Annotated in this window: 17 protein-coding genes and 1 other RNA gene; 14 read left to right on the forward strand and 4 right to left on the reverse strand. The window is 69.3% G+C overall.

The genetic code is table 11. From position 1 onward, the window contains the following. Positions 1–90: 90 nt before the first annotated feature. Both OEB96_RS41265 and OEB96_RS41270 read right to left on the reverse strand, forming a co-directional pair. Positions 91–2,586 (reverse strand): hypothetical protein, encoded by a 2,496-nt coding sequence (locus OEB96_RS41265; RefSeq protein WP_266222440.1) that lies wholly within the window; start codon positions 2,584–2,586, stop codon positions 91–93. Between the two features lie 353 nt (positions 2,587–2,939). Then, positions 2,940–3,212: a hypothetical protein gene (locus OEB96_RS41270; RefSeq protein ID WP_266222441.1), complete on the reverse strand. Its 273-nt coding sequence runs from the start codon at positions 3,210–3,212 to the stop codon at positions 2,940–2,942. 320 nt (positions 3,213–3,532) lie between these two features. Here OEB96_RS41270 and OEB96_RS46770 point away from each other — a divergent pair, with 320 nt between their 5' ends. The 12 genes from OEB96_RS46770 (at position 3,533) to OEB96_RS41325 (ending at position 17,404) form a co-directional block, all read left to right on the forward strand. Further along, entirely contained in the window at positions 3,533–3,904 is a 372-nt protein-coding gene (locus tag OEB96_RS46770) for a type II toxin-antitoxin system RelE/ParE family toxin (protein ID WP_407674737.1), read from the forward strand. A 9-nt stretch (positions 3,905–3,913) separates the two neighbouring features. Then, positions 3,914–5,143, forward strand: coding sequence for a tetratricopeptide repeat protein (locus OEB96_RS41275; protein WP_266222442.1), 1,230 nt, complete (start codon positions 3,914–3,916; stop codon positions 5,141–5,143). A 103-nt stretch (positions 5,144–5,246) separates the two neighbouring features. Continuing rightward, positions 5,247–5,750 (forward strand): SEC-C metal-binding domain-containing protein, encoded by a 504-nt coding sequence (locus OEB96_RS41280; RefSeq protein ID WP_266222443.1) that lies wholly within the window; start codon positions 5,247–5,249, stop codon positions 5,748–5,750. Positions 5,751–5,988: 238 nt separating this feature from the next. Beyond that, entirely contained in the window at positions 5,989–6,357 is a 369-nt protein-coding gene (locus OEB96_RS41285) for a hypothetical protein (protein WP_266222444.1), read from the forward strand. 69 nt (positions 6,358–6,426) lie between these two features. Next, the gene (locus OEB96_RS41290) at positions 6,427–6,819 is read left to right on the forward strand and encodes a hypothetical protein (protein WP_266222445.1); all 393 of its coding nucleotides are present in this window, start codon (positions 6,427–6,429) and stop codon (positions 6,817–6,819) included. A gap of 282 nt (positions 6,820–7,101) precedes the next feature. Next, the gene (locus OEB96_RS41295; protein ID WP_266222446.1) at positions 7,102–8,658 is read left to right on the forward strand and encodes a hypothetical protein; all 1,557 of its coding nucleotides are present in this window, start codon (positions 7,102–7,104) and stop codon (positions 8,656–8,658) included. Then, entirely contained in the window at positions 8,655–9,518 is an 864-nt protein-coding gene (locus tag OEB96_RS41300; protein WP_266222447.1) for a hypothetical protein, read from the forward strand. Before OEB96_RS41295 ends, OEB96_RS41300 begins: the two co-directional genes overlap by 4 nt. 17 nt (positions 9,519–9,535) lie before the next feature. After that, complete coding sequence (locus OEB96_RS41305; protein WP_266222448.1) at positions 9,536–11,680, forward strand: serine/threonine protein kinase; 2,145 nt, start codon at positions 9,536–9,538, stop codon at positions 11,678–11,680. A gap of 35 nt (positions 11,681–11,715) precedes the next feature. Further along, entirely contained in the window at positions 11,716–13,371 is a 1,656-nt protein-coding gene (locus OEB96_RS41310; protein WP_266222449.1) for a serine/threonine-protein kinase, read from the forward strand. A gap of 113 nt (positions 13,372–13,484) precedes the next feature. Further along, the gene (locus OEB96_RS41315; RefSeq protein ID WP_266222450.1) at positions 13,485–14,258 is read left to right on the forward strand and encodes a hypothetical protein; all 774 of its coding nucleotides are present in this window, start codon (positions 13,485–13,487) and stop codon (positions 14,256–14,258) included. A gap of 15 nt (positions 14,259–14,273) precedes the next feature. Continuing rightward, complete coding sequence (locus OEB96_RS41320) at positions 14,274–16,094, forward strand: right-handed parallel beta-helix repeat-containing protein (protein ID WP_266222451.1); 1,821 nt, start codon at positions 14,274–14,276, stop codon at positions 16,092–16,094. An 80-nt stretch (positions 16,095–16,174) separates the two neighbouring features. After that, positions 16,175–17,404 carry a right-handed parallel beta-helix repeat-containing protein gene (locus OEB96_RS41325; RefSeq protein WP_266222452.1) on the forward strand — a complete coding sequence of 410 codons (1,230 nt, stop codon included), beginning with the start codon at positions 16,175–16,177 and terminating at the stop codon, positions 17,402–17,404. 92 nt (positions 17,405–17,496) lie between these two features. Here the strand turns inward: OEB96_RS41325 and OEB96_RS41330 are convergent, their stop codons facing one another. Continuing rightward, positions 17,497–17,712: a hypothetical protein gene (locus OEB96_RS41330; protein WP_266222453.1), complete on the reverse strand. Its 216-nt coding sequence runs from the start codon at positions 17,710–17,712 to the stop codon at positions 17,497–17,499. 273 nt (positions 17,713–17,985) lie between these two features. Next, positions 17,986–18,348: a transfer-messenger RNA gene (ssrA, locus tag OEB96_RS41335) on the reverse strand. A 265-nt stretch (positions 18,349–18,613) separates the two neighbouring features. Here ssrA and OEB96_RS41340 point away from each other — a divergent pair. Continuing rightward, positions 18,614–19,393: an expansin EXLX1 family cellulose-binding protein gene (locus tag OEB96_RS41340; protein ID WP_266222454.1), complete on the forward strand. Its 780-nt coding sequence runs from the start codon at positions 18,614–18,616 to the stop codon at positions 19,391–19,393. Between the two features lie 239 nt (positions 19,394–19,632). After that, positions 19,633–21,888 carry a response regulator gene (locus OEB96_RS41345; protein WP_266222455.1) on the forward strand — a complete coding sequence of 752 codons (2,256 nt, stop codon included), beginning with the start codon at positions 19,633–19,635 and terminating at the stop codon, positions 21,886–21,888. Positions 21,889–21,971 lie beyond the last annotated feature (83 nt).

Below are 21,971 nucleotides of genomic sequence, written 5' to 3' on the forward strand. Positions count from 1 at the left end.
GTGGCCCTTGTCGCCGGCGATGAAGCTCAGCTGCGATGCGGGTGGAGGTTGGGTGCCAAGGGTGGGTCGGAGGCTCGGGATCGGCGCATGTCACTGTCGCTGGCGTGGGCGTCGGCGCACGAGCGCGAGCAATGGGACCAGCAGCCATGCTGCAGTGCTGCTGCGCCCGAGGCTCCGGCAGCCGCAGCCGCTCGCGGGGCCGTCGGTGCCCGGGGCCCCGTCGGTGGTCGCGCTGGGCTCGTCTCCGCCGGACGAGTCCGCGCCGGGAGTGGGCGGCTCGCCGATGCGTACGATCGCCTCGTCACGCACGATCAGCCCATCGCCGCGGGTCAGGACCCGTGCAAGCACGTGCAGACCCGCGCCGGGGTTCGCCTCCGATCCCGCCACGATTGCGCCGTCGAGCTCCCAGTGGGCGCTGCCCCCTGGGGGTGCATCTCCGAGCTCGGGCAGCGTCAGTACCCCACCCACGGACAGGCACTGATCCTCACCGGCATCCGCCCGCAGCTCGGGCAGATAGTCGGCAACCGGCAGTGCCACTCCGATCGGGTTGCGCCACACCACCGCGATCACCTCGCCCCCACCGGGATCCTCCACCGCATACCCCGGCTCACCATCGCCTTCGTCCACCGCATACAGCGACACATGGGCCTCATTGCCCTCGCCACCCACCGGCAGCGCCCAGAACAGCGGCGGCGTCTCCGGCTCGCCACCCACCACCAGCTGCCGCGGCTCGCAGCTCGGCCCGCTCCACCACACCGGCTCCGTGCCGGGATACGCCCCCACCGGCGCGAAGAAGTCGGCCACCAGCGGAGCGTCACCGGGCTCCACCACATCGGCGGGCCCGAGCTCGCCGCGCTCGCTCGTATAGATCGGCACCGGCAATTGCAGCTCCGGCCGGTCCACATCCAGCGCCATCATCACCTGGTTGTAGTCGTACCGCGGAGTGCGATCCGGGTTCCCCGAGAACGAATTCGTATAGGTCGCATCGAACCGCATCCGTCGCCCATGGTCCTGGTCGAGCTCGCGGTGGTGCCGGGGGTTGTAGAACGAGTATTGCTCGTGCACGACCACCCGCGTCGCATACACCCACGGACCCATCGGCGTGTCGGAGATCGAGAGCCACGTCTCGCCGAGCGCCCACTTGGGGATCACGAGCCGCGTCCAGCGGCCCAGCCACTCGTTGCGATCGGTGCTGCCGTTCTCGTGCACCTCGAATGCGTCGGCGGTCGCCACGTCGACGAGGTGCCACTCGAGTCGGTCCGCGGGTGCGAGCCCCCCTTCATCGGGCTCGACGAACGGAATCCCACCCCCCCGCCAGCGATACACCGCCCGGCCCGCGGCATCGCGCTCCACCGTGGCCCCGCTGACGTCCTCGTACGGCGTGAACCGCTCGTACGTCGCGAGATCGAGCAGCGCCTCCGAGGTGGCCGGGATCCTCACCGGCACGTGGTACTGCACCCACTGCGCTTCGCCGTGCCGTACGAGGAACGCGTTCTCGTGCGGCCACCGCCCCGCTTGGGCGCCGAGATCGAAGTCCACGCCGTCGACGAAGCGCTCGTTCGCGTCGTCATACACGAGCATGCCGAAGCGCGTCTTCGAGAAGTCCGGCTGGACCATCGCAAACGTGGCGTGCAAGCGATCCTCGCCGCTGTCCGAGGGCACCGACACGAGCCCCGCGAGCCACGTGACGCCCTCGCCGGGCACGGTCTCGGTGGGCGCCATGGCGCGCGAGAAGCCGTCGGGTCCCACGAAGTACTCGAGGTCGATCCCGAGCTCCGGATCGAGCACGCCGGGCCCCGGCAGCGCGCTCGTGGCTCCGGAGGCGTGGAAGTTGCCCAGCGGATACGCGGGTCGGCTGGTGTCGCCCCAGATCCACACGAGCGCCCCGCGGTGCACCGCGGTGAACACCGAGTCCTGCCCCGTCACGAGGCCGTTGATCACGGGCTGGGTGAGCGGCACTGGAAGCCCGAGCAGCACGCCGTCGCGGTGGATGCCGCCCCCGGTCACCCGATGGAGCCGCTCCGCGGGCATCTGGCGCGTGGCCGCGAGCTCGTGCACGAGCCCTGCGGTGACGTCGAGCATCACTTGGCCGTCGTCGGCGAATTCGTAGCCATGCGACCAGACGGTGGCGTCCACGAGCTGGCCCTCGTGCGGGAGCGGATCGAGCGCGACGTGCCCGCCGCTGTCGCTCACCCAGCGCTCGTCGCCGAGCTCGAGCACGCACAGCGGCACGCCTCGACCGGTCTCCTCGTCCACGAAGCTCACCTGCACGAACTCCTCGGGCGAGGGCACGCCACGGGCGATCCGCTGCATCTCACGATCGTCGGCCACGCACGGAGGCGCGCCGACGACCTGCACCACGAGCTCCGCGCTCCCGCCCTCGCTCACGGCCAGCGACGCGCCGGCGAACCCGAACCCGTCGGGGGTGACCTGCACGTGGCTTCCGCTCACGGAGAACCACACATTGGTGTCCATGAGCCCCGGCTCGAAGAACGCGGCGCGCCCGGTCGCGTCGGTGCGCAGCTCGATCTGCCCCGTGGTTCGCAGCTCCACGCAAGGTACGGGCTCCCCGGCACCGTCGACCACGCGGATCTCGAAATACTCGCCCTGAATCGCGGCGGCGCGACGCGGCGCCGCCAGAGCGCACAGACCCGCGACACCGACGACGAGCGTCGATCTTCGTCGACCGCACCTGGCCCTGATCGCCTGCATGCGATCAGCCTACCCGGTGGCCGGGGTCTACGTAAGACCCGCGAAAGGCCGCCCGATCACCACCGTCCACTCCCGCACGGTCCACTTGGCCACCAGCTCGTGGCGCACGTGGGGGTCTCGCCCGCTCGGTCGAACGTGCCGAGTTCGCGACGACCATGCCGTTCGGCGGTCGCGTCGTGCCCGAGCTCGCGCGAAACGACCTGCGCGAGGTCTTGAAGCGCATGGGCTCACCCTCGCAGGCGCGCGGCCACGTCGGCCGGCAGCGTGTGGCGCGACAGCACGCGCTCGAGCGCTTCGCGTCGCGTCGCGACGACCGGTGCCGCCACAGTGACCCCGGCGGATGCACTGGGCGCATCATCGGGGCCGGGCGCGGGCGGGGATAGACAGGGACCCACGGGAGGCTCGTCCTCCGGATCCTCCCCGGCGTCGGTCGGATCCTCCATGGGCGGGCTCAAGCACGGCCCCATGTCCTCCGTGCTCGGATCGTAGGGCGGGCTCAAGCATGGATGCACCGTAGGCTGGGTGCGAGAGCAACCCAAGCCGAGCACGAGGACGACCGAGGGGGGAAGCGTCTTGAGGTTCATGGGGAGGGCCCGCCTAGGATGGCAGCGTGGGGGCTCCGGGCCAAGAGAGATGGGCGAAGCGCAGTCGGTCTCGCCCCCTCCCCGGTTCCTATCTCCGTCGGGCCTGGCCGAGACGAGGACGACGAGCGCGCCTTCCTCCGCGCCATCGCCGAGGGTCTCGCCGATGATGCCGCCGGCCGGGTGACGAGCACGGAGGACCTCAAGGCCGATCTGGAGCGCAGGTTGGGGCCGATCGCGTGGCGGTAGTCTGGACACCGCGTGCTCGCAACGACCTCCTCGAGATCTTCCAGTTCATCGCCCGTGACGATCGCGAGGCGGCCGAGCGTTGGGTCGCTCGCTTGGTCGAACGTGCCGAGCTCGCGGCGACTATGCCGTTCGGCGGTCGCATAGTGCCCGAGCTCGCGCGAAATGACCTACGTGAGGTCTTCCTACGCTCGTACGGAAACGGCCCCGTAGGGTACCCTACGAGGCCGTTCGTTGGTGGATGCGCCGGGAGTCGAACCCTGGGGGGGTTGGTTGAGGGTGGTTGTGATACGTTGGGAGCGGTTTCGCCTGGGATTCCGGGGCGGTCGTGCGAAGCGATGTCGGAGGCATGCGAAGGCGAGTAGACAAGCGCCATGCCCAAGCCGAAGCACCAGCCACTCGAGGTCGTGGACGCATTGCTCGCGCGGATCCTCGGTGACACACTCGGCGACGACACACAGCTACGAGCGCTACACGAGACGCTCGCGGGTGCGCTCGCGCTACCCATCGACGTGCACGTGGTCGGCGAGCCGCTGTCGCTCGTGGCGGTGGTCTACGGTGGCCATCCTCGCCGCGGGCTCACGGCCCGCTGCCACCGCGACGATGGCACCGAGCACGAGGTCTCGTTGGCCGACGTCGTGCTGCCGACGACGTCGGCCGGAGCCCCATACATCGAGGCGTACCGGACGTGGCTCGGCATCGAGCTACGAATCACCGGGCCCACCAGCCCGCCCACGAAGCGGCGCAGGCACAAGGTGAGCGAGGACGACCTCGATCTCTCCAAGCCCATCGAGCTGGTCGTGCTCCGGGTGACGCAGCGAGCGGCCCGCTGTCGGCTGCTGGTGAGCGAGCGACGGGTCACGCTGCGCACACGCGGCCTACCTCGGGTCGTCCCGGGGCAGATCGCCGTGATCCGGCCCAACCGTCTTTGGCGGCGCGCGGGGCATCCGTATCTCTCGGGGGAGGTCGTCTCCACCCGGATCGACACGGCGGCGCTGGGGCTGGTGCCGCTCGAGCTCCATGCATTCGGGGTGTGGGATCCGGCCCATGAATACTGGGGCGAGCCCGACGAGGACGACGTCGTGCCGGTCGAGGACTGGGCCAAGCCGATCATCGCGCGCGGGCCTCGGCCGATGTTCGAGATGGAGCAGGTGTTGCCCGGCAGCGATCCCGAGGACTACGACACCGATCCCATCCTGGAGGCGAGCGACCTGCGACGTGGCGGCGACGCAGCGGGCGCGAGGGAGATCCTGGCCGGGATGCTCGAGGCCGACCTGCGCTGCCTCGATGCCCACGCACACCTCGGCAACCTGCTGTTCGATTCCAGTCCCGGGTGGGCGCTCCTGCACTACGAGATTGGCGTTCGAATCGGCGAGTTGTCGCTGGGTGACGGCTTCGACGGCGTGCTGGCGTGGGGGCTCGTCGACAACCGCCCGTTCCTGCGCTGCATGCAGGGTCTGGGGCTGTGCCTGTGGCGACTGCGGCGCTGGGAGGAAGCCGAGCGCGTGCTCGAGCGCATGCTGTGGCTCAACCCGTCCGACAACCAGGGCATTCGATTGATCCTGCCCGAGGTGCAGGCGCGGGAGACTTGGGTAGAGGACTGAAGTGGCGTAAATCGGGTGTCCACTTTTTCGGGGGAATTCCGATCGCCGAGATCCCGACGCATGGCGACGCCGCGACTGGAGCGCCTTCCGGATGGGCAAGCTGGTGAGGTACCGAACCGCGGTCCCAGGAGCATGGGACACGCTCCTGGATCTCGAAGGACGGACCTACGTCGTCGAAGACAGCTACTGCATCAATCCGCGTTGCGACTGCCAGAGCGTCATCCTCGAATTCTACGAGGCGCGCGAAGGTACGTTCGTGGGATCGGCAAAGGTATCGGTCGTCACGAGACGAGCGGGGCAATTCGATACAGCGATTGCACGCATGCTGTGGACCGAGCTGCGGAAGACCGGAGATCTCGTCGACGGGCTCGAAACCCGCTGGCAGCTCATGCGCGAGATCGGTGAGGCGTTGGTACGCGAAGCCTTGGTGCCCCTCCCGACCCTCCCGACCACCATCGACGAGCTGGCCGATCGCACGCCGCGGTTCGTCACCTCACCCGATGTGCAGGGGCAAGCCGCCAGGAAGATCGGCCGCAACGCGCCCTGCCCGTGTGGCTCTGGTCACAAGTACAAGCGTTGCTGCCTGGGCAAGAACGTGACCCCGTAGGCGGAGCCTTCAGCGCCAGGAGTGCCCGTTGGATGTCCCGGGTCACGGAAGCGATCCCTATCAAGGATGCGCTCCGAGCAGGCGGGGCGTACCGCGAGGCCGCCGCCCGCAGATCGTACCAGCGCGATGGGCTCATCCAGAACGTCGTCGCTCGAGGGCTCCCGTTGGGGCCGGTGTGCCGTCGTCTACGACCTGCGAGACATGTAGTCTCGCGGTACACGAAGATGCAGAGGCGAACATGAGCAACGACACGCACGCGACGACACCGGCCACCGTTCCCCCGAAGGTCAGCATCGTCACCGTGCTGATCGGCCTCGTTCTGATCGTGGTCGGGAGCATCGCGGTCGTGCTGTTGGTGGGCGGAGGGCTGGTCTGGGTGACCGGCGCCGTCGAGACATGGCTCGACCTACCACCGATGTCGATGCTGATCGCCGTGCTCGGGCTGTCGCTCATCGCCACTGTGCTCATCGCCCAAAGCCGGATCGTGACGGCGCTCCACGACACGCGGTGGGGTCCCTTCGACTTGCTCCGTGACCTCGAGCGCGACGATGACTGGGACGACGACGGCGACGAGCCGCCGGTGGCAACGCGAGGACGTCAACGCTGACGAGGCGCCCTCGCCCTGCCGGGCACGTCGTGGATCCGGCCAAGCACGACCTGATACGCTCGCCTTCACATGACCGATGGCTCGATCCCGTCCGAGTACCGCGGCTGGTGGAGGATCGTCGAAACCTCCCAGTGGGTCGACGACGGGCTCGATGACCTCGGCACGGCCCTGCTCTCGATCGGGGCCGGGCGGGGTGACCGACTACGCATGCACTGCCTGCTCGCGTACGTGAGCTGCGAGCCAGCGAAGGCGGGCGTGTCCTTCACCTGGGAAGGCGCGTGGGAATTCGATCAGGTCTCCGGAAGCGGGCACGTGAGGCTCGGCAAGGACGGTCGGCTTCGCGGGAGGATCCGGATCAAGGACGGCGACCAGAGCACGTTCATCGCCGAGCGTGCCCAGGAGCCGGCCGGGCCGATCCCTCCTCCGCCGAGCTACCGCGACAAGTGGCGCCGACGGTGGTAGATGGGTGGCGGCCTCGAGTAGAGGGATGATGCTCGACGAGCATCCTCGGCGAGCCGTGAGACCGACGCCACGATGACGGGCGAGCCGCTTGGCTCACCGTGGCGAGTTGTCATATCGGTGGGCTCGTGGGATACTTCGTCGCTCGTGAGCCCGAGCATCGTTCGTTGCCCTTCGCGACCGCGAAGACCACGAACACGACGCGGATGGCACGAACGATCCACGGCGCTGGTGAGCAGGTGGGGTCGTGTGCTCCGTGTGGGGTGCGTCGTAGGCATCGGTGCATTGGGGCCAGCACTCGGTTGCCGAGTCATCGATCCCAACCATTGCGCCAATCACGCGCAAGCGGAGCAAGTCCCCGATCACGAGTGGTGCCTGGCCGAGCGCGGGCTTGCCTACTGCGATCACTGCCAGCGCTCCAGCGACCGCAACGGGTGCACCGATGTGCGGCCATCCTCCTCCGAGTGCCTGCCGATCGAGCCCCCGGAGGGCTCGTCGTCATCGAGCGGAGCGGAGACCACCGACACCGGCGTGGAACAGTGCAGCCCCGACGGGGCCAGCGCGGCGTGTGCTGCGGTCGATCCACTCACGCCGTTCTGCAGTGGAGGCGAGTGCGTCCCCTGCGAGGATCTGTTCTGCACCGAGGGCGTCTGCGATCCGCGACCCGAGCGTACCGAATGCGTGGAATGTCGACCCGACGCAGCGGAAGGATGCCCCGCCGACGCGCCGTGGTGCGACGACGACCTCGAGTGCACCAACACCTGCACCCGCCACGAGGATTGCCCCGAGTCCGCGTGCGATCTCGTGCAGGGCGCTTGTATCCCGCCCGTGGGCACGCTGGCGTGGGTCGACGGTAACTTCGAACAGTGCCAGTCGATGCCAGGAGCGGAATGGGGGCTCGAGCCCATCACATACTGCTCGCTCGGCGTGGCGCTGACCGACGCGCCCGATGTGGCAGTAATACGGCTGCGCGACGTGGAAGGCGGCCCTTGGGAGCTCGAGCCCGCCGATGAACTCGGTGCTGATCGCGTGGTGGTGCTGATGGCCGATCCCGACGGCCCGCCGGTGACGTTGTTGAGCGCGGCGACGACCAACCCGTACCTGTTGCGCACGATCCAGAAGACGCGTCTCTATCTCCATCGCCTGGTGCTGCAAGGAAGCGCTGGCAACCAGGCGACCGGGATCGAGTGCGAGGGCTCGGAGGTTCTCGAGACCCACGTGGGGCTCGACGACGTCCAGGTGCGAGGGTTCGCGACGGGCATTCGTTCCACCGACTGCGACGTGAGCCTGTCCCGCACGCGCATCCACGGCAGCCGTGTGATCGGCGACGACCCCCACTCGGGCATCGGCATCGACATGTTGCGACGCTCGCTGCGGCTCGACTCGAGCGTGGTGGCCCTCAACGAGGGCGTGGGCGTGTGGCTCGAGTCCGTCGAAGACGTGGTGATCCGCTTCTCGAGCTTGCTCGGCAACGGCAGTGAGCTCGGTGTCCCGGTGAACGTGGCATGCGAGGGTGCCTTTGCTCCCGTAGGCCAGCGCTTGATCTCGGCCTCATTGCTGCTGATGCCCGCGGTCAGCGGCACCACGGTGCTGTGCACCGAAGACGCGCTCCCGCTCGACGACCGCTCTCGCACCGAGCAACAGCTCGAGGATGGCTACGATGACCTCGGGGAGCTGTTCGTCGACGTGACCGCCGGGGAGCTGCGAGATCCCGCGACCAATCCCATCACCGCGCTGGGTCTGGTTCCTTGGCAGGTCGACGAGCCCTACTTCGACGTCGAGGGCGAGGTGCGTCCGCGGCCCGATCGCCCATTGGTCACGCCAGGAGCCAACGAGCCATGATCTACGGGCGACGGGCGAGCGTGCTCTCGTTGGCCGTGGCGTTGGTCTGGGCGCCCATGGGGCAAGCCTTGGCCGCGGTGCAACGCGAGGTCGTGGCCGGAGCAGCCGCCGAGCCTGCACCATCCTCGGTCATCGTCGATGCCACCGAGGTGAGCACCATGCCCGTTCGCAAGGTCGACGACGTCGTCGAGAAGGCCACGCGAGCGGTGACCGATTCCGGGCTGTCGCCGAGCACGGTGCGCATCACGTTCGTCGAGGTCGACCCCGTGGAGGTACAGCGGGGCGTGCGGGTGGTGTTGGTCCATCCGAGCGCGCCCGTGAGCGACCCCGACGGTGATCCTCGCGGCCCGCTGTTGGCCTCGTGCACGGCCTGCTCCGACACCGAGCTCGCGGGCCTGGCCATCGAGGCGGTGCTCGAGGCGATCGATCGGCACCACGATGAGCTCACGGCCCAACGCGAAGCGGCCGAGGCTGCGCGGGCAGCCGAGTCTGCCGCGCAAGCAGAAGCGGCGACGGAGGCGAGCGAGCCCGCGCCCGCCGAGCCCCCGCCCGAGCGCGAGCCTCGACGCCCTCTGGGTCCGCTCGGCTGGTCGGGCGTGGCCGGCCTCGGCCTCGGCGTGGCGGCGGTTGCCACCGGTGCGGTGCTGGCCACCCGCCCGCCGGCGCCCTTTCCCGGCGAGCAGGTCGTAATCGAGCTGCGCGACGTTCGACCGCCCGGCTATGCGGTGCTCGTCACCGGCGCGGTGCTGCTCGTCACCGGCGCGGTACTGCTCGTGGTCGATCGCCGTCGAGCCCGGTCCGGGCGGCTCTCCAAGACTCGGCTGCGCACGCTTGGGCTCGCAGCAGTCCTCCCACGTTGAAGAAGCCACCACCCACCATGCCCCGCCCATTGGAGCCCGAGGCACGCATCGGCAGCTACGAGCTGGTCCGGCGGATCGGTGTCGGCGGCATGGCCGAGGTCTGGGTGGCGCGGCGCGTCAGCGAGCGACGGGCCAACAAGTACGTGGCGATCAAGGTGGTGGCCGATCAGCACGTAGGCAACCCCCGCTACCATCGCATGTTCAAGAGCGAGGTCGAGCTGTCGGCGCTGCTCAACCACGTCAACATCGTGCAGGTCTTCGACGAGGGCGAGGACGACGGTCGCGGCTACTTGGTGATGGAGTGGGTCGATGGCGTGAACCTGCTCAAGATCGAGGCTGCGCTCACGTTCATCGACGACGAGGCGTGGCGGCTCAAGGTCATCACCTACATCGTGGGGCAGCTCCTCTACGCCTTGAACTACGCCCACAGCATCACGCTGCACGACGGCAACCCGCTCGGCATCGTGCACCGCGACGTGTCGCCGCAGAACGTGCTGGTGAGCGCGCAAGGAGAGGTCAAGCTCACCGACTTCGGCGTGGCGCACTACCTGCTCGAGGAGAGCTCGGGCATGCACGTCAAGGGCAAGCTGCGCTACATGGCGCCCGAGCAGCTCGGGGGCAAGGGCCGCGACCCGCGAATCGACCTCTATGCGGTGGGCGCGATCCTCCACGAGCTGCTCGACGGGCGACGCTTCCGGTACGACGTGGAGGATCAGCAGGAGATGTACATCGCGGTCATCTCGGGCACGATCCCCGCGCTCTGCCGCCGCGTGCCACCCGAGCTGGATGCGTTGCGCCTTGGGCTGCTCGAGCCCGAAATGCAGCGACGGATTCCCACGGCCGACGCCGCGCTCGAGCAGCTCGCCCGATTCCCGGGGTACGGCGATGCCCGTCGCGAGCTGACGCAGCTATGCGGAGGGCTCACGGGCGTGATGCGACCACGCGTGGGCCCGGGGCCGTCGACGGCGGTTCCGATGGCAACGGGGACGAGCGTGGCCGCTTCGCCGCCCGAGCCCTCGCGGGCGGCGGGCCAGGCGGAGCAGGCCGCGGTGAGCATGGCTGCAAGCGCAGGGAAGCCCTGGCGTGCGGCAGGCCAAGCGGAGGAAGCAGCGGCGAGCGTGGCTGCGAGCGCAGTGCAACCCTCGCGTGTGGCAGGCCAGGCGGAGCAGGCCGCGGCGAACGTGGCTGCGAGCGCGGTGGTAGGGCCAACCGAGTCGCCGGTTCAGTCGACGACGCTGCGTTTGGAGAAGGGTGCGGTCGGGCCCCAGCCCGTCGAGCAGGAGTCGACGCAGCCGTGGATGCCCCCGGCCGTGCCTCGCTCCGTGGGCCAGGTCGCCTCGGCGCCGCTCTATGTGGCGAACGAGGCCACGGATCCCGCGTCGCCGGTGTCCGCCCCCGGGCCTACGGCAACGATGGCACGCCGGCGGTCGTCCTCGTCGGCGCCGTGGGTGGCCATCTCCGGGGCGGCGATGGTGGCGTTGCTCGGCGCCGGGACGTGGTGGCTCGCGGTCGAGCGACCGAAGACCGAGGGATTGGAAGCGCGCCAAGCCGTCGACGACCATGCGCTCGAGCGTTCGAAGGAGACGGTCGACGAGCCCGAGGCGACGCAACGCATGGCCGTAGGTACGCCTCCGCCCGAGCTGGCGCCGGAGTCGGCCAACACGACGGGCACGCCTCGGCCGGGCACGAACGAGGATCCCATTCCAGCGTTGGCCGGCGATGCGAGCTCGACGGGTGGCTCCGACGCGGCAGGCGGGTCCGAGACGGGTAGCTCCGACGATACGGGCCGCTCCGACGTTACGGGCAACTCCGACGATACGGGCGCGCCGGAGTCATCGGGGGCCAAGCCGGCCCCACCCAAGCCCGAGCCCACCGCACCGCGCGCCAAGCAGGCGCTAACAGTGGTGGCCGTGGCGGCCCTGGGCGCCGTGCAGGTGGAGGTTCGCAGCAAGGACGGCAAAGTGCGCAAGCGCTACGAGCTGCGCGGCTCCACCGACGGCAATCGCCTCCCCGTGGGCAGCTACACGGTCAAGTGGCGCCCCGTGGGGGCTTCGCAGTGGAACAAGGCCCAGGGCGTGACGCTGCGCCGCGGCTGCGACCTCCGGGTCGTCATCGATGCGAAGGGGATCAAGTCGGTCCCCATGGGCTCGGCGTGCCGTTGAGGCCGGCCCCGTTCTCCGTCACCCTCCACCCCGTCATGGACGACCTCCCCACCAGCGCCCTCGCCACCGAGCCGATCCCCATTCGGCTGCCGCGCGGCACGGTGCTGGGGCGCTACGCGGTCGACCTTTGGTTGCGCGAGGGCGGCATGGCGGCGCTCTACCGCGGTCACCACGTGGCCACCGGGGCCAGGGTGGCGATCAAGGTGCAGCGCACCAGCGACGAGGACGACGCGACGGTGGCCGCACGCTTCGTCCGCGAGGGCGAGGTCATGGGGCGGCTTTCCGGCGTGCCCAACGTGGTGCAGGTGCAGGACATGGGGGAGCTGCCCGACGGGCGCCGCTACCTGGTCTTGGAGTGGGTCGAGGGCAACAACCTCGAGGAGCGGCTCGACGGGCTTCGCAACGCCGACGCGATGCTGTCCATCGACGATGCGTGCCGCTTGCTGGGGGACGTGGCGCGAGCGCTCGACGCTGCGCACCGTGCCGCGATCGTGCACCGCGACGTCAAGCCGTCGAACATCATGATCGATCGTGGCCTGGCCGATCGCGAGGTGGCCAAGCTGCTCGACTTCGGGATCTCGGCCGACCTGGGCGCCGGTGGGCATGGGGTCGATCTCACGGCCGCGGGTGTGGTGCTCGGCACATCGGGCTACGTCGCACCCGAGCAAGCCGTGGGGTTGCCGGCCCATCCCGCGTTCGACGTGTACGCGCTCGGGGTGGTGCTGTTCGAGGCGATCACCGGGTATGTGATGCCGCCGGATGGCCTCGGGCCGGTCCGGCTGCCGCGGGTTGGCTCGCTGCGCAAAGGGGTGCCCGAGGTGCTCGAGGCGTTGGTGGAGCGCTGCATGTCGCGCGATCCGTCGCAGAGGCCAGCGTCGGCGGCCGAGGTGGCCGAGGTGCTCGAAGCCGTGCGATCGCAGCGGGCGGCCGAGCGATCGATGGCGGCCGCGGTGGTGGAGATGGCGAGCGGCTCGTCGACCGCGGCCGGGGCGGTGGCGGAACGCTCGACGACCGCTGGTGCCGCGGAGCGCTCGACGGTGGCCGCCACGGTGACGAGGTCGCCGTGGCCGTGGGTGGGGTTGCTCGTGCTCGTGGTCGCCCTCGTGGGCGGGCTCGCGTGGTGGGGCTGGGGCTCGAGCCACGGGCGTACAGATGTGGTCGAGGGAGTGGGCCAAGGCACGAATACGGTGGCGTCCGCGGCGCAAGCCGGGTACGAGGCCGACGAGGCGCCGGCATCCGAAGCCGAGGCGGGCGGCGTCGCGGGAGCCACGGAGACGGATCTCGTGGAGACAGGGCACGAAGTTGGAGCCACTGCTGGATCGACCGGACCCGGCGTCGACGACGAGAGCTCGGGCACAGCGGGAACATCGGGCCCAGCGGAGACCGGAGCGTCCGACTCCGGCCTCACGCCTGCATCCACACCTTCGCGCGCACACTGCCCTCGCGCCCGGGAAGACGCGCACGCGGCCCTCGGGCGTCGCGATTGGCCGAGCGTGATCCGGACCACGACCGACCGCGCGTGTTGGTCCACGGCGGACCAACGACTCGATCGCAAGGCGATGCGCGTCAAGGCGTGGCTCGAGCTACGGCGCTATGATCGCTGCGTGACCGAAGGCAAGGGCGAGACCGAGCCACGCGTGGCGAAGCTGACCAAGCACTGCCGCGAGAGGCTCGCGGAAGGCGGAGGCTGATGATGCGCCGCAGACAAGATGGTTGCGTGAAGGCGCGGGGGCGATCCGCAGAGGCTCGACCCTCGAGCTGGCGTGCGGCAATGCTCGCGTTGGCGCTCGGTGGAGTGGTCTCGTTGACAACGGTGCCCGCCACGGCAGCGCCCGCCTCCGCAGCCGAGGGGGCACTACGGGTCGAGGTGGCCGAGGGCATCGAAGATGCCCCCGACATGCCCGGCTGGATCGCCGACCGCAACCCCGAGCTCGCACGCCAGGTGGCCGACGCGCCGGGGGGCGAGCGGTGGATCGCGGTGGAGATCGGCGGCGAGTACCTCGACTTCCGCTACCGCGTGGTGCCGATGCGAGATGGCCAGGCCGTGGGCGAGGCGGGCGAGTGGATCGCGTGCCCATGCAGCAACGACGAGCTCCTCGTGCGGATCGACGCGGGGATTGCCGCGGCCGTGGAGAAGCTGCGCGCGCCGGTGGACAATGGGAGCGAAACATCGGAGACGCACGAGCCGAATCCGCCGCCGCAGAGGCCCGAGCCCACGTACCGCACGATGACGGGCATTGGCACGACGGGCATCGTGGTGGGCGCGGTTGGTGTGGGCGGGGTGATCGTGGGTGGAGTGCTCATGGGCGTTGGCGATCGAGTGCCTGGCGACTATCAGCACATCGAGCGCGACTATCGTCCGCCCGGGTTGGCGCTGCTCGTGGGCGGCGGCGTGGCCCTGGGGGCGGGGGTGGCGATGCTGGTGACCGATCTCGTGCAGTGTCGGCGGCATCACCCGCGGTGCTTGGTCGAAGCCGAGAGTTCCACACGCGCAGCCCAGTCGAGATGGGGGTCGAGATCGGTGGCGATTGCCCCGTGGCTCGGCGCACGCGGGGTGGGCCTCTCGGGGCGGTTCTGAGCGGAGGCGAGCGACATGAGCGGCACGAAGACGACGATGCGGTGGCTGCTTGGGCGTGGTGGTTGGGCCGCGGGGCTCGTGCTGGGCGTGGGCTTGGCGAGCACGACGAGCTGCCTTGGTCCGAACCGGGGGCACTGCCTCTACGGCGGCGGCGACCTCGCGTGCGACACGGGGATCTGCGTGTTCGCGCCCGCGGGAGGAACGGCCGACGGAGTGGGCGACGACGGGTGCCTCGACGATGGGGACGTACCCGCGGGGTTCTTCCATGCGCGGTACGGACTGCCGGCACGTCGCGAGGCGTCCGCGGGCGATCCGATGGACGTGGCCTCGGTGGAGGGGCTGCTGCTGCGGCTGACCGATGGCGAGCGTGGCGTGACGGAGGAGGAGCTCGAGCAGTTCTTCGGTCCGGCGGACGATCCCGATCGGGTGGATGCCGCTGCCATTGCGATTCGCGGGGACCTCTCGAAGGAGGGGGGCGTCACCAAGGGGAAGTACGACGTGGAGGTCGAGGGCCCGCAGTGCGACGCCGCGGACGTGGGGGTGGCCCCGATCTGTCCGTACTACGCGGCGATCGACGCGTGGCTCGCGGATCAGCCCCCGGGCACCGGCACGAGCACCGACACGGGCTCGACCGAGACCACCACGGACGAGACGGCGGCGACGAGCACCGGAAACTCGACGGGGCCGGAGTGTACGCAGAGCAGCCAGTGCACGGACGAGGCGTTCCCGGTGTGCGACCCGGCGATGGGGGCGTGCGTGGCGTGTGATACGGTGGCGATGCCGGACCAGGCGTGCGCGGAGGCGAACGCGGAGCGCCCGCTGTGCGTGGATGGGCGCTGCGTGCAGTGCACGGCGGAAGACGCGACGGTGTGCGGCGTGCAGGGCTTGGTGTGCGAGAGCGGCGAGTGCGTTCCGTGCACGGAGCACGAGCAGTGCGGGGAGGCAGCCTGCAACTTCTACACGGGGGCGTGCTTGCCCGGGGATGCGGTGGTGCACGTGGGCGGAGCCATGCCCGACTTCATGACGATCAACGCCGCGGTGATCAGCGTCCCCTCCGGGGCCGAGGGCACGATCATCGTGCATCCCGGCGACTACAACGAGTCGGTCACGGTGAACGGCGGGCGAACGCTGGCGTTCCTGGCTGCGGAGCTGGGCCCGGGCGTGGACCCGCCGCGGTGGATCCGTAGCGCGGGCACCTCGCCGCAGCTCACCGTAGGCGATGCGACGGTGCTCATCGACGGGCTGGCAATCACGGGCAACCTGTCGAATGCCCCGCCCGGCGTGCAGATCAACGGCGGCCAAGCTTGGGTGGATCGCAGCCGGATCGTCGACAACAACGGCGGCGGCATCGTGGCGGAGAGCGGAGCGACGCTGACGCTACGCAACAGCTTCGTGGGTGACACGACCAACGGCGCGAATGCGTTGACGGTGACCAGTTCGACCGCTCGTGTGATCTACACGACGTTGGGTTCGGGTTTCGATGGTTTTGGCGACGCGTTCCCCATCCTGTGCACGGCGCCCAACGAAGTCACGGTGCGCAACAGCTTGTTGGTGTCCTTCGACGATGCAGGAGGCGAGATCTCGTGTTCCGAGGCGACCGTGGAGAACACCGCGTCGGAGACACTGATCCCGGGGATGGGCAACGCAGCACTCGGAAACCTGGGGATGAGTTGGTTCGCCGATGCCACCGCGGGAGACTTCCATCTCCAAAGCCCCCCGCTCGAGTTGGCTGACGTTGCGCAGTGGCAGGTCGGCGACCCGACGACCGACATCGATGCTGACGCTCGTCCGGCCGCGGACGGCTCCCCCGACTACGCGGGAGCGGACGTGCCGTGATGCGCAAGGCGTCGTTGATTCTCCCGCTGGCACTCGCAGCCTGCCCCACGGACCCCGCCCTCACGCCCGAGGCCGGCTCATTGAGCACCACTTCTGAACTCGAGACGACGAGCACCGACACGGGTTCCGCCGAGACCACCACGGACGAGACAGCGGCGACGAGCAGCGGTGACACGGGGCTGGAGTGCACGCAGAGCAACGAGTGCAAGGACGAAACACGCCCGGTGTGCGACCCGGCGATGGGGACGTGCGTCGCGTGTGATGCGGTGGAGATACCGGACCAGGCGTGCGCCGAGGCGAACGTGGAGCACCCTTTGTGCGTGGATGGGCGCTGCGTGCAGTGCACGGCGGAAGACGCGACGGTGTGCGACGCGCAGAGCCTGGTCTGCGACGCGCAGAGCGGGGAGTGCGTGCCGTGTACGGAGCACGAGCAGTGCGGGGAGGCAGCCTGCAACTTCTACACGGGGGCGTGTCTGCCCGGGGATGCGGTGGTGCACGTGGGCGGAGCCACACCCGACTTCGTGGCGATCAACGCCGCGGTGATCAGCTTCCCCTCCGGAACCGAGGGCACGATCATCGTACACCCGGGTGACTACAATGAGTCGGTCACGGTGAGCGACGGCCGAACGCTGGCGTTCTTGGCCGCGGAGCTCGGCCCGGGGGTGGAGCAACCGCGGTGGGTCCGCAGCTCAGGCACATCGCCGCAGCTCACCGTGGTCGACGCGACGGTGCTCGTGGACGGGCTTGAGATCATGGGCAACGCGTCGACCGCCCCTCCCGGCGTGCAGCTCGATGGCGGCTGGGCATGGGTGGATCGCAGCCGGATCGTACAAAACAACGGCGGCGGCATACTGGCACAGAACGGGGCGACGCTGACCCTACGCAACAGCTTCGTGGGGGGCTATGTGGCCGATGTCGATGCCATTGCGCTGAACGGCTCGTCGCTCGACATGCTCTACACGACGGTGGCCGCGGGCGTGCCACTGGTTACCAACGCACGAGCCCTGTTCTGTGAAGGAGCGGCGACGGCTAGCATTCGCAACAGCATCCTTCTTTCCGTCGACACCGTGCCCGAAGTCGAGTGCACGGGCGCTACACTGAACTCGAGCGCAACCGAGGCCGGCGTAGGCTTCATGGCCTCGTGGTTTGCCGGCTATGGCGTTGGCGACTTTCACCTCACGGCAGCGGGTCAGGCGGTATTCGCCGATATTGCCCAGTGGCAGCTCGGCGACCCGCCCACCGACATTGATGGCGACACTCGTCCGAGCACGGACGGCTCCACCGACTACGCTGGAGCGGACGCGCCATGAGTAGTTCCGCTTGCCCGTTGTCCCGCTGACGTTCACCGACAACCACGAGTCCCTGCCCTCATGCCGGAGCTCGATTCATATCCCTCAGCAGATCAGGTTCCCAAGCCGTTCAGCTCCGCCAACAGATCCTGGGACAACAACGAAGGGAACCGCGTGTCGAACCCGGCGAAATCGGCCTTGAGCTCGCGCACGGAAGCATCCTGCAGGTCATCGGCATAGCGAAGCGTGTCTTCACACCGCAGACGGAGCCACTCGAGATCGAGACTGGGCGCACCTTCACCGCGCTCCAGGTCGAGAAGGTGTCTCACGAGCCGCATTATCGTCTCCGTCCTCGTCATGACTCCTCGTCGTGGTCTCCTTCACCACGCGACCCAGCGCGTCCCGCTCGAACCTCACCTCGATATCGTCGCGCCCACGACGACCGCCCTCGATTCCGCTTCCGCTGCGCTCGATCCGACCACGACGACCGCTCCCCCAACCGCCGCCCGCCTCGCCAACCCACCCGATCACCCCCCGCCGAGCCACCCCGCCTCAAGCTCGTTACAGCAAAAGAAAAACCCCAGGGATCTCCTGGGGTTTCGGGGTGGAGGCGCCGGGAGTCGAACCCGGGTCCGAAGGCCTTTGCATGAAGCGTCTACGTGCGTAGTCGGCGAACTTGATCTCGAATCCCGGCACGCGCACCGACGCGCGATCCAGTCTCCCAGTCCCTTGATCTCACCTCGACGCCGGAACGCTCGTCGTGGCCAGCCCGTGTGTCGACGCCTCCGCCCTACTCGGGCTCCTCGAACGGAGGCGGGTCATCCTTGTTAGGCGACCGCGGCCATACGGCCGTAGGTGCTGTCGTTGGCAGCTGTGTTTCGTCGTCCACTTTTTGACACGGTTGGTCGACCCCCGCGACACGCAGCATTCATCCTCTGTACCCCCGTCGAAACCGTGACACCCCCGTGTGTGAGCTTGCTTCACGCCATGGGAACCGACGGGGGACCCAGGCGCGACGGGCAGTATGGGGCGGGCTCCCCCGAGGCGCAAGCCCAAGAGCGGCTGCCAATGGCCCGCCAGGTCGAGCGCCGTGGGGGCGTGACTCCACGGAAGGGCAAGAGCGGGCGGAGGTGCGCAGGTGCATGGAGGCGCTCGCGCCGAGCACGGACACCACGCGCGAGCCCGTCGGCGGGGCCGAAGCCGCAGCCCAGGGCCGTGGCATGATGGGCCATGCGCCACCGCGTGGTCCCCTGGACGATCGTCGGGCTCGTGCTCGCCTGCAGCCCCGACGAGCCGGCCGAGGGCGAGACGTCGGCGACGAGCGAGAACTCGGCGACGAGCGCGGCCGCGAGCGGAGCCGACGCTGCGAGCGAGTCCAGCGGCGCCGTGGGGCAGCCGTGCGATCCAAGCGATGCGCACGCGGGCGAGGCCACCTACTACGACTTCGCGGACGGCTCGGGCAACTGCAGCTTCCCGGCCACCCCCGACGACCTGATGGTCGGCGCCATGAACCACGCGGACTATGCGGGCTCGGCGGTGTGCGGAACGTGCGTGCACATCGAGGGACCCGAAGGCGAGATCGACGTGCGCATCGTGGACCAGTGCCCCGAGTGCCCCGAGGGCGACATCGACCTGAGCCCCGATGCGTTCGCACTGATCGCACCGCTCGAAGCAGGTCGCGTGCCGATCACGTGGCAGTATGTGCCGTGCCCGGTGAGCGGCCCAGTCGTCTACCACTTCAAGGACGGCAGCAACCCGTGGTGGACGGCAGTGCAGATCCGAAACCACCGCAACGCCGTGACCACGCTCGAGGTGCTGCAGGGCGAGGCGTGGGTCGAGGTGCCGCGGCTCGACTACAACTACTTCGTGCAGGAAACCGGCATGGGCGAAGGGCCGCTGTCGCTGCGCATCACCGATGTGCTCGGTCATACGCTCGAGGACTCGGGGATCCCATTGCTCGACGACGCGGATGCCCCGGGTGCCGGGCAATTCCCCGGCTGCGGCGAGTAAATCGAACCCGCGCGCCGAGCCACGGGCTCACCGAAGCGGCGGTGCGAAGGACGAGCACTCGGTGATCGATCGACCCGACGACGCGCACACACCGAGATCATGGCCACGAGTGCCCAGTGCACGGCCACCGCAGACCCTGCCGCACGCGTACGGGGCGACACCCCAGGCGGTTTGTGTTCTCATCGAGATCGGTGACGGATGCGGATCAGAGCGGCTCTCCTTCGAGCATGGCCGCCCGGATGGTGAGCATCCTCGATCGCTTCATCGGACCCCGTACGCTGGCCTCCGCCGGCAACGACCTGCGAGGCATCCGCATCCTGATGGGTGCGCTGCTGATGCAGTCGCTGATGATCCCGGTGGCGATGGCGAGCTTCGTATGGAAGGGCCAGTACCCCGACGTGCTGATCACCGTCGTCGGCCTGGCGCTGATGCTGGCCATGATCGGGCTGCTCCGCCTCGGAGTGTCGTATCGCTTGCTGGGCAACGCCCTGTGTCTGGCGCTGATCGTGGGCACGCTCCCCACGGCCCTGGCCAACGAAGGCATCGACTCGGGAAACACGACGATCTTCTACACGATGCCGGTGCTCGCCACCCTGGTGCTGGGCGGCCGCTCGGGCTGGCTGTGCTGCGGAGCATCGGTGGCAGGCTGGGTGGTGCTGGGCTCGCTGGAGCTCGACGGCCTCGCGGTGGCACAGAACAAGATGGCATTCGCGATCATGGGCACCACCTTGCTCACCGGCATCGCGCACGTGTTCGACGTGCTGCGCGCCAACGCCCTCGCAGCAGCGGAAGGCGCCCGCGCCGAGGCGGAGCGCGCCCGCGTGCGCGCCGAGGTGGCCACCGAGGCCAAGAGCCGCTTCCTCGCGAACATGAGCCACGAGATCCGCACCCCGATGAATGGGGTGCTGGGCATGCTGGGCATCCTCCTCGACACGGAGCTGAGCAAGGACCAGCGCGACTACGCCGAGACGGCACACTCGTCGGGCGTGGCCCTGCTCGACCTGCTCAATGACATCCTCGACTTCTCCAAGATCGAAGCGGGACAGATGATGCTCGAGGCGGTGAGCTTCGATCTGTGTCAGCTGGTCGAGGAGGTGCTCGACCAGGTGGCCGTGCAGGCCGACGAGAAGGACGTGGAGCTCATCGCCCGCTACGTGCCCGGCACGCCAACCCAGGTGGAAGGCGATCAGGGGCGCATCCGCCAGGTGCTGCTGAATCTGGTGAGCAACGCGGTCAAGTTCACCAACGAGGGCCACGTGCTGGTCACGGTCGACCACACGCCAGCCAGCGAGGGACCGGCGCACTTCCGCTGCACGGTCGAAGACACGGGCATCGGCATCCCCAAGGACAAGCAAGGCCTGGTATTCGAACACTTCCAGCAAGCCGAGGTGTCGTCGTCGAGGCTCCACAGCGGCACGGGCCTGGGCCTGGCGATCGTGCGCGAGCTGGTCGAGCTGATGGGAGGCGAGGTGGGGGTCCTCAGCACGCCGCACCAGGGCTCGACGTTCTGGTTCACGGTGCCGCTGCTGCCCGGGGTCGAGGCGGCCGAGAGCCCGCGGGCGCCGGTGGAGCTGGCCGGGCTGTCGGTGCTGGTGGTGGACGACAACCGCATCAACCGGTGGGTGCTGGCCGAGCGGCTGTCGTTGTGGGACATGCAGGGCCACGAGTGCGACTGCGGCCCTGCGGCCCTGCAAGCGCTTCGCGAAGCCAAGGCCGAGGGGCGCCCGTTCTCCATCGCAATCCTCGACTACCACATGCCCGGCATGGACGGCCTCGAGCTGGCACGGACGATCAAGCGCGACCCGGAGCTCTGCGAGACGGTCCTGGTGATGCTGAGCTCGGTCACGCATCGCGCCTCGTCGCAGCAGCTGGAGGAGGCCGGCTGCGCAGCGTACCTGGTCAAGCCCGTGCACCACGCCGAGCTGTGGAACGTGCTGGGAACGGCGTGGGCGCGCCGCGGCGATCCGAGTTCGCCACCGATCCACCACCAGTCGCGCAGCTACGCGGCGGCGAGCCTCACGCCCCCCTCGCGGGCTCCCGGCGAGGCCATCCGCGTGCTGGTGGCCGAGGACAACACGGTCAACCAAAAGGTCGCGCAGCGCATGCTCACGCAGCTCGGATGCCGCGTGGACGTGGCAGGCAACGGGCGCGAAGCCGTCGAGCTGGTCACGGCAATTCCATACGACCTGGTGATCATGGACCTGCAAATGCCCGAGATGGACGGGCTGGAAGCGGCGATGGAGATCCGACGCCGCGTGGACCAGCACGGCCCCCGCCTGCCCATCGTGGCGCTGACGGCCCACGCCATGGAAGAAGACCGCGCGCGCTGCCTGGACGCGGGGATGGATGACTTCTTGACCAAGCCCATCCGCCGCCCGGAGCTGGTCCGGGTGCTCCGGCTGGCGACCCCCGGCGGCCGTTCGTCGAAGAGGGCTCCGGCGGCCCCGGACCGCCAGGGCGGCAAGCACGAGGGGCCGCCAGCGTCCGGCGCGTGAGCCACTGCGGCCGTCGAGCGCGGCTTGGGCGGGCCCCCCGGCGGATCGGCCCTATACTCTCGCACGCCGGCGCCCGCGCGCGC

The sequence above is a fragment of the Paraliomyxa miuraensis genome (assembly GCF_026337845.1).
Classification (GTDB): Bacteria; Myxococcota_A; Polyangia; order Nannocystales; family Nannocystaceae; genus Paraliomyxa; species Paraliomyxa miuraensis.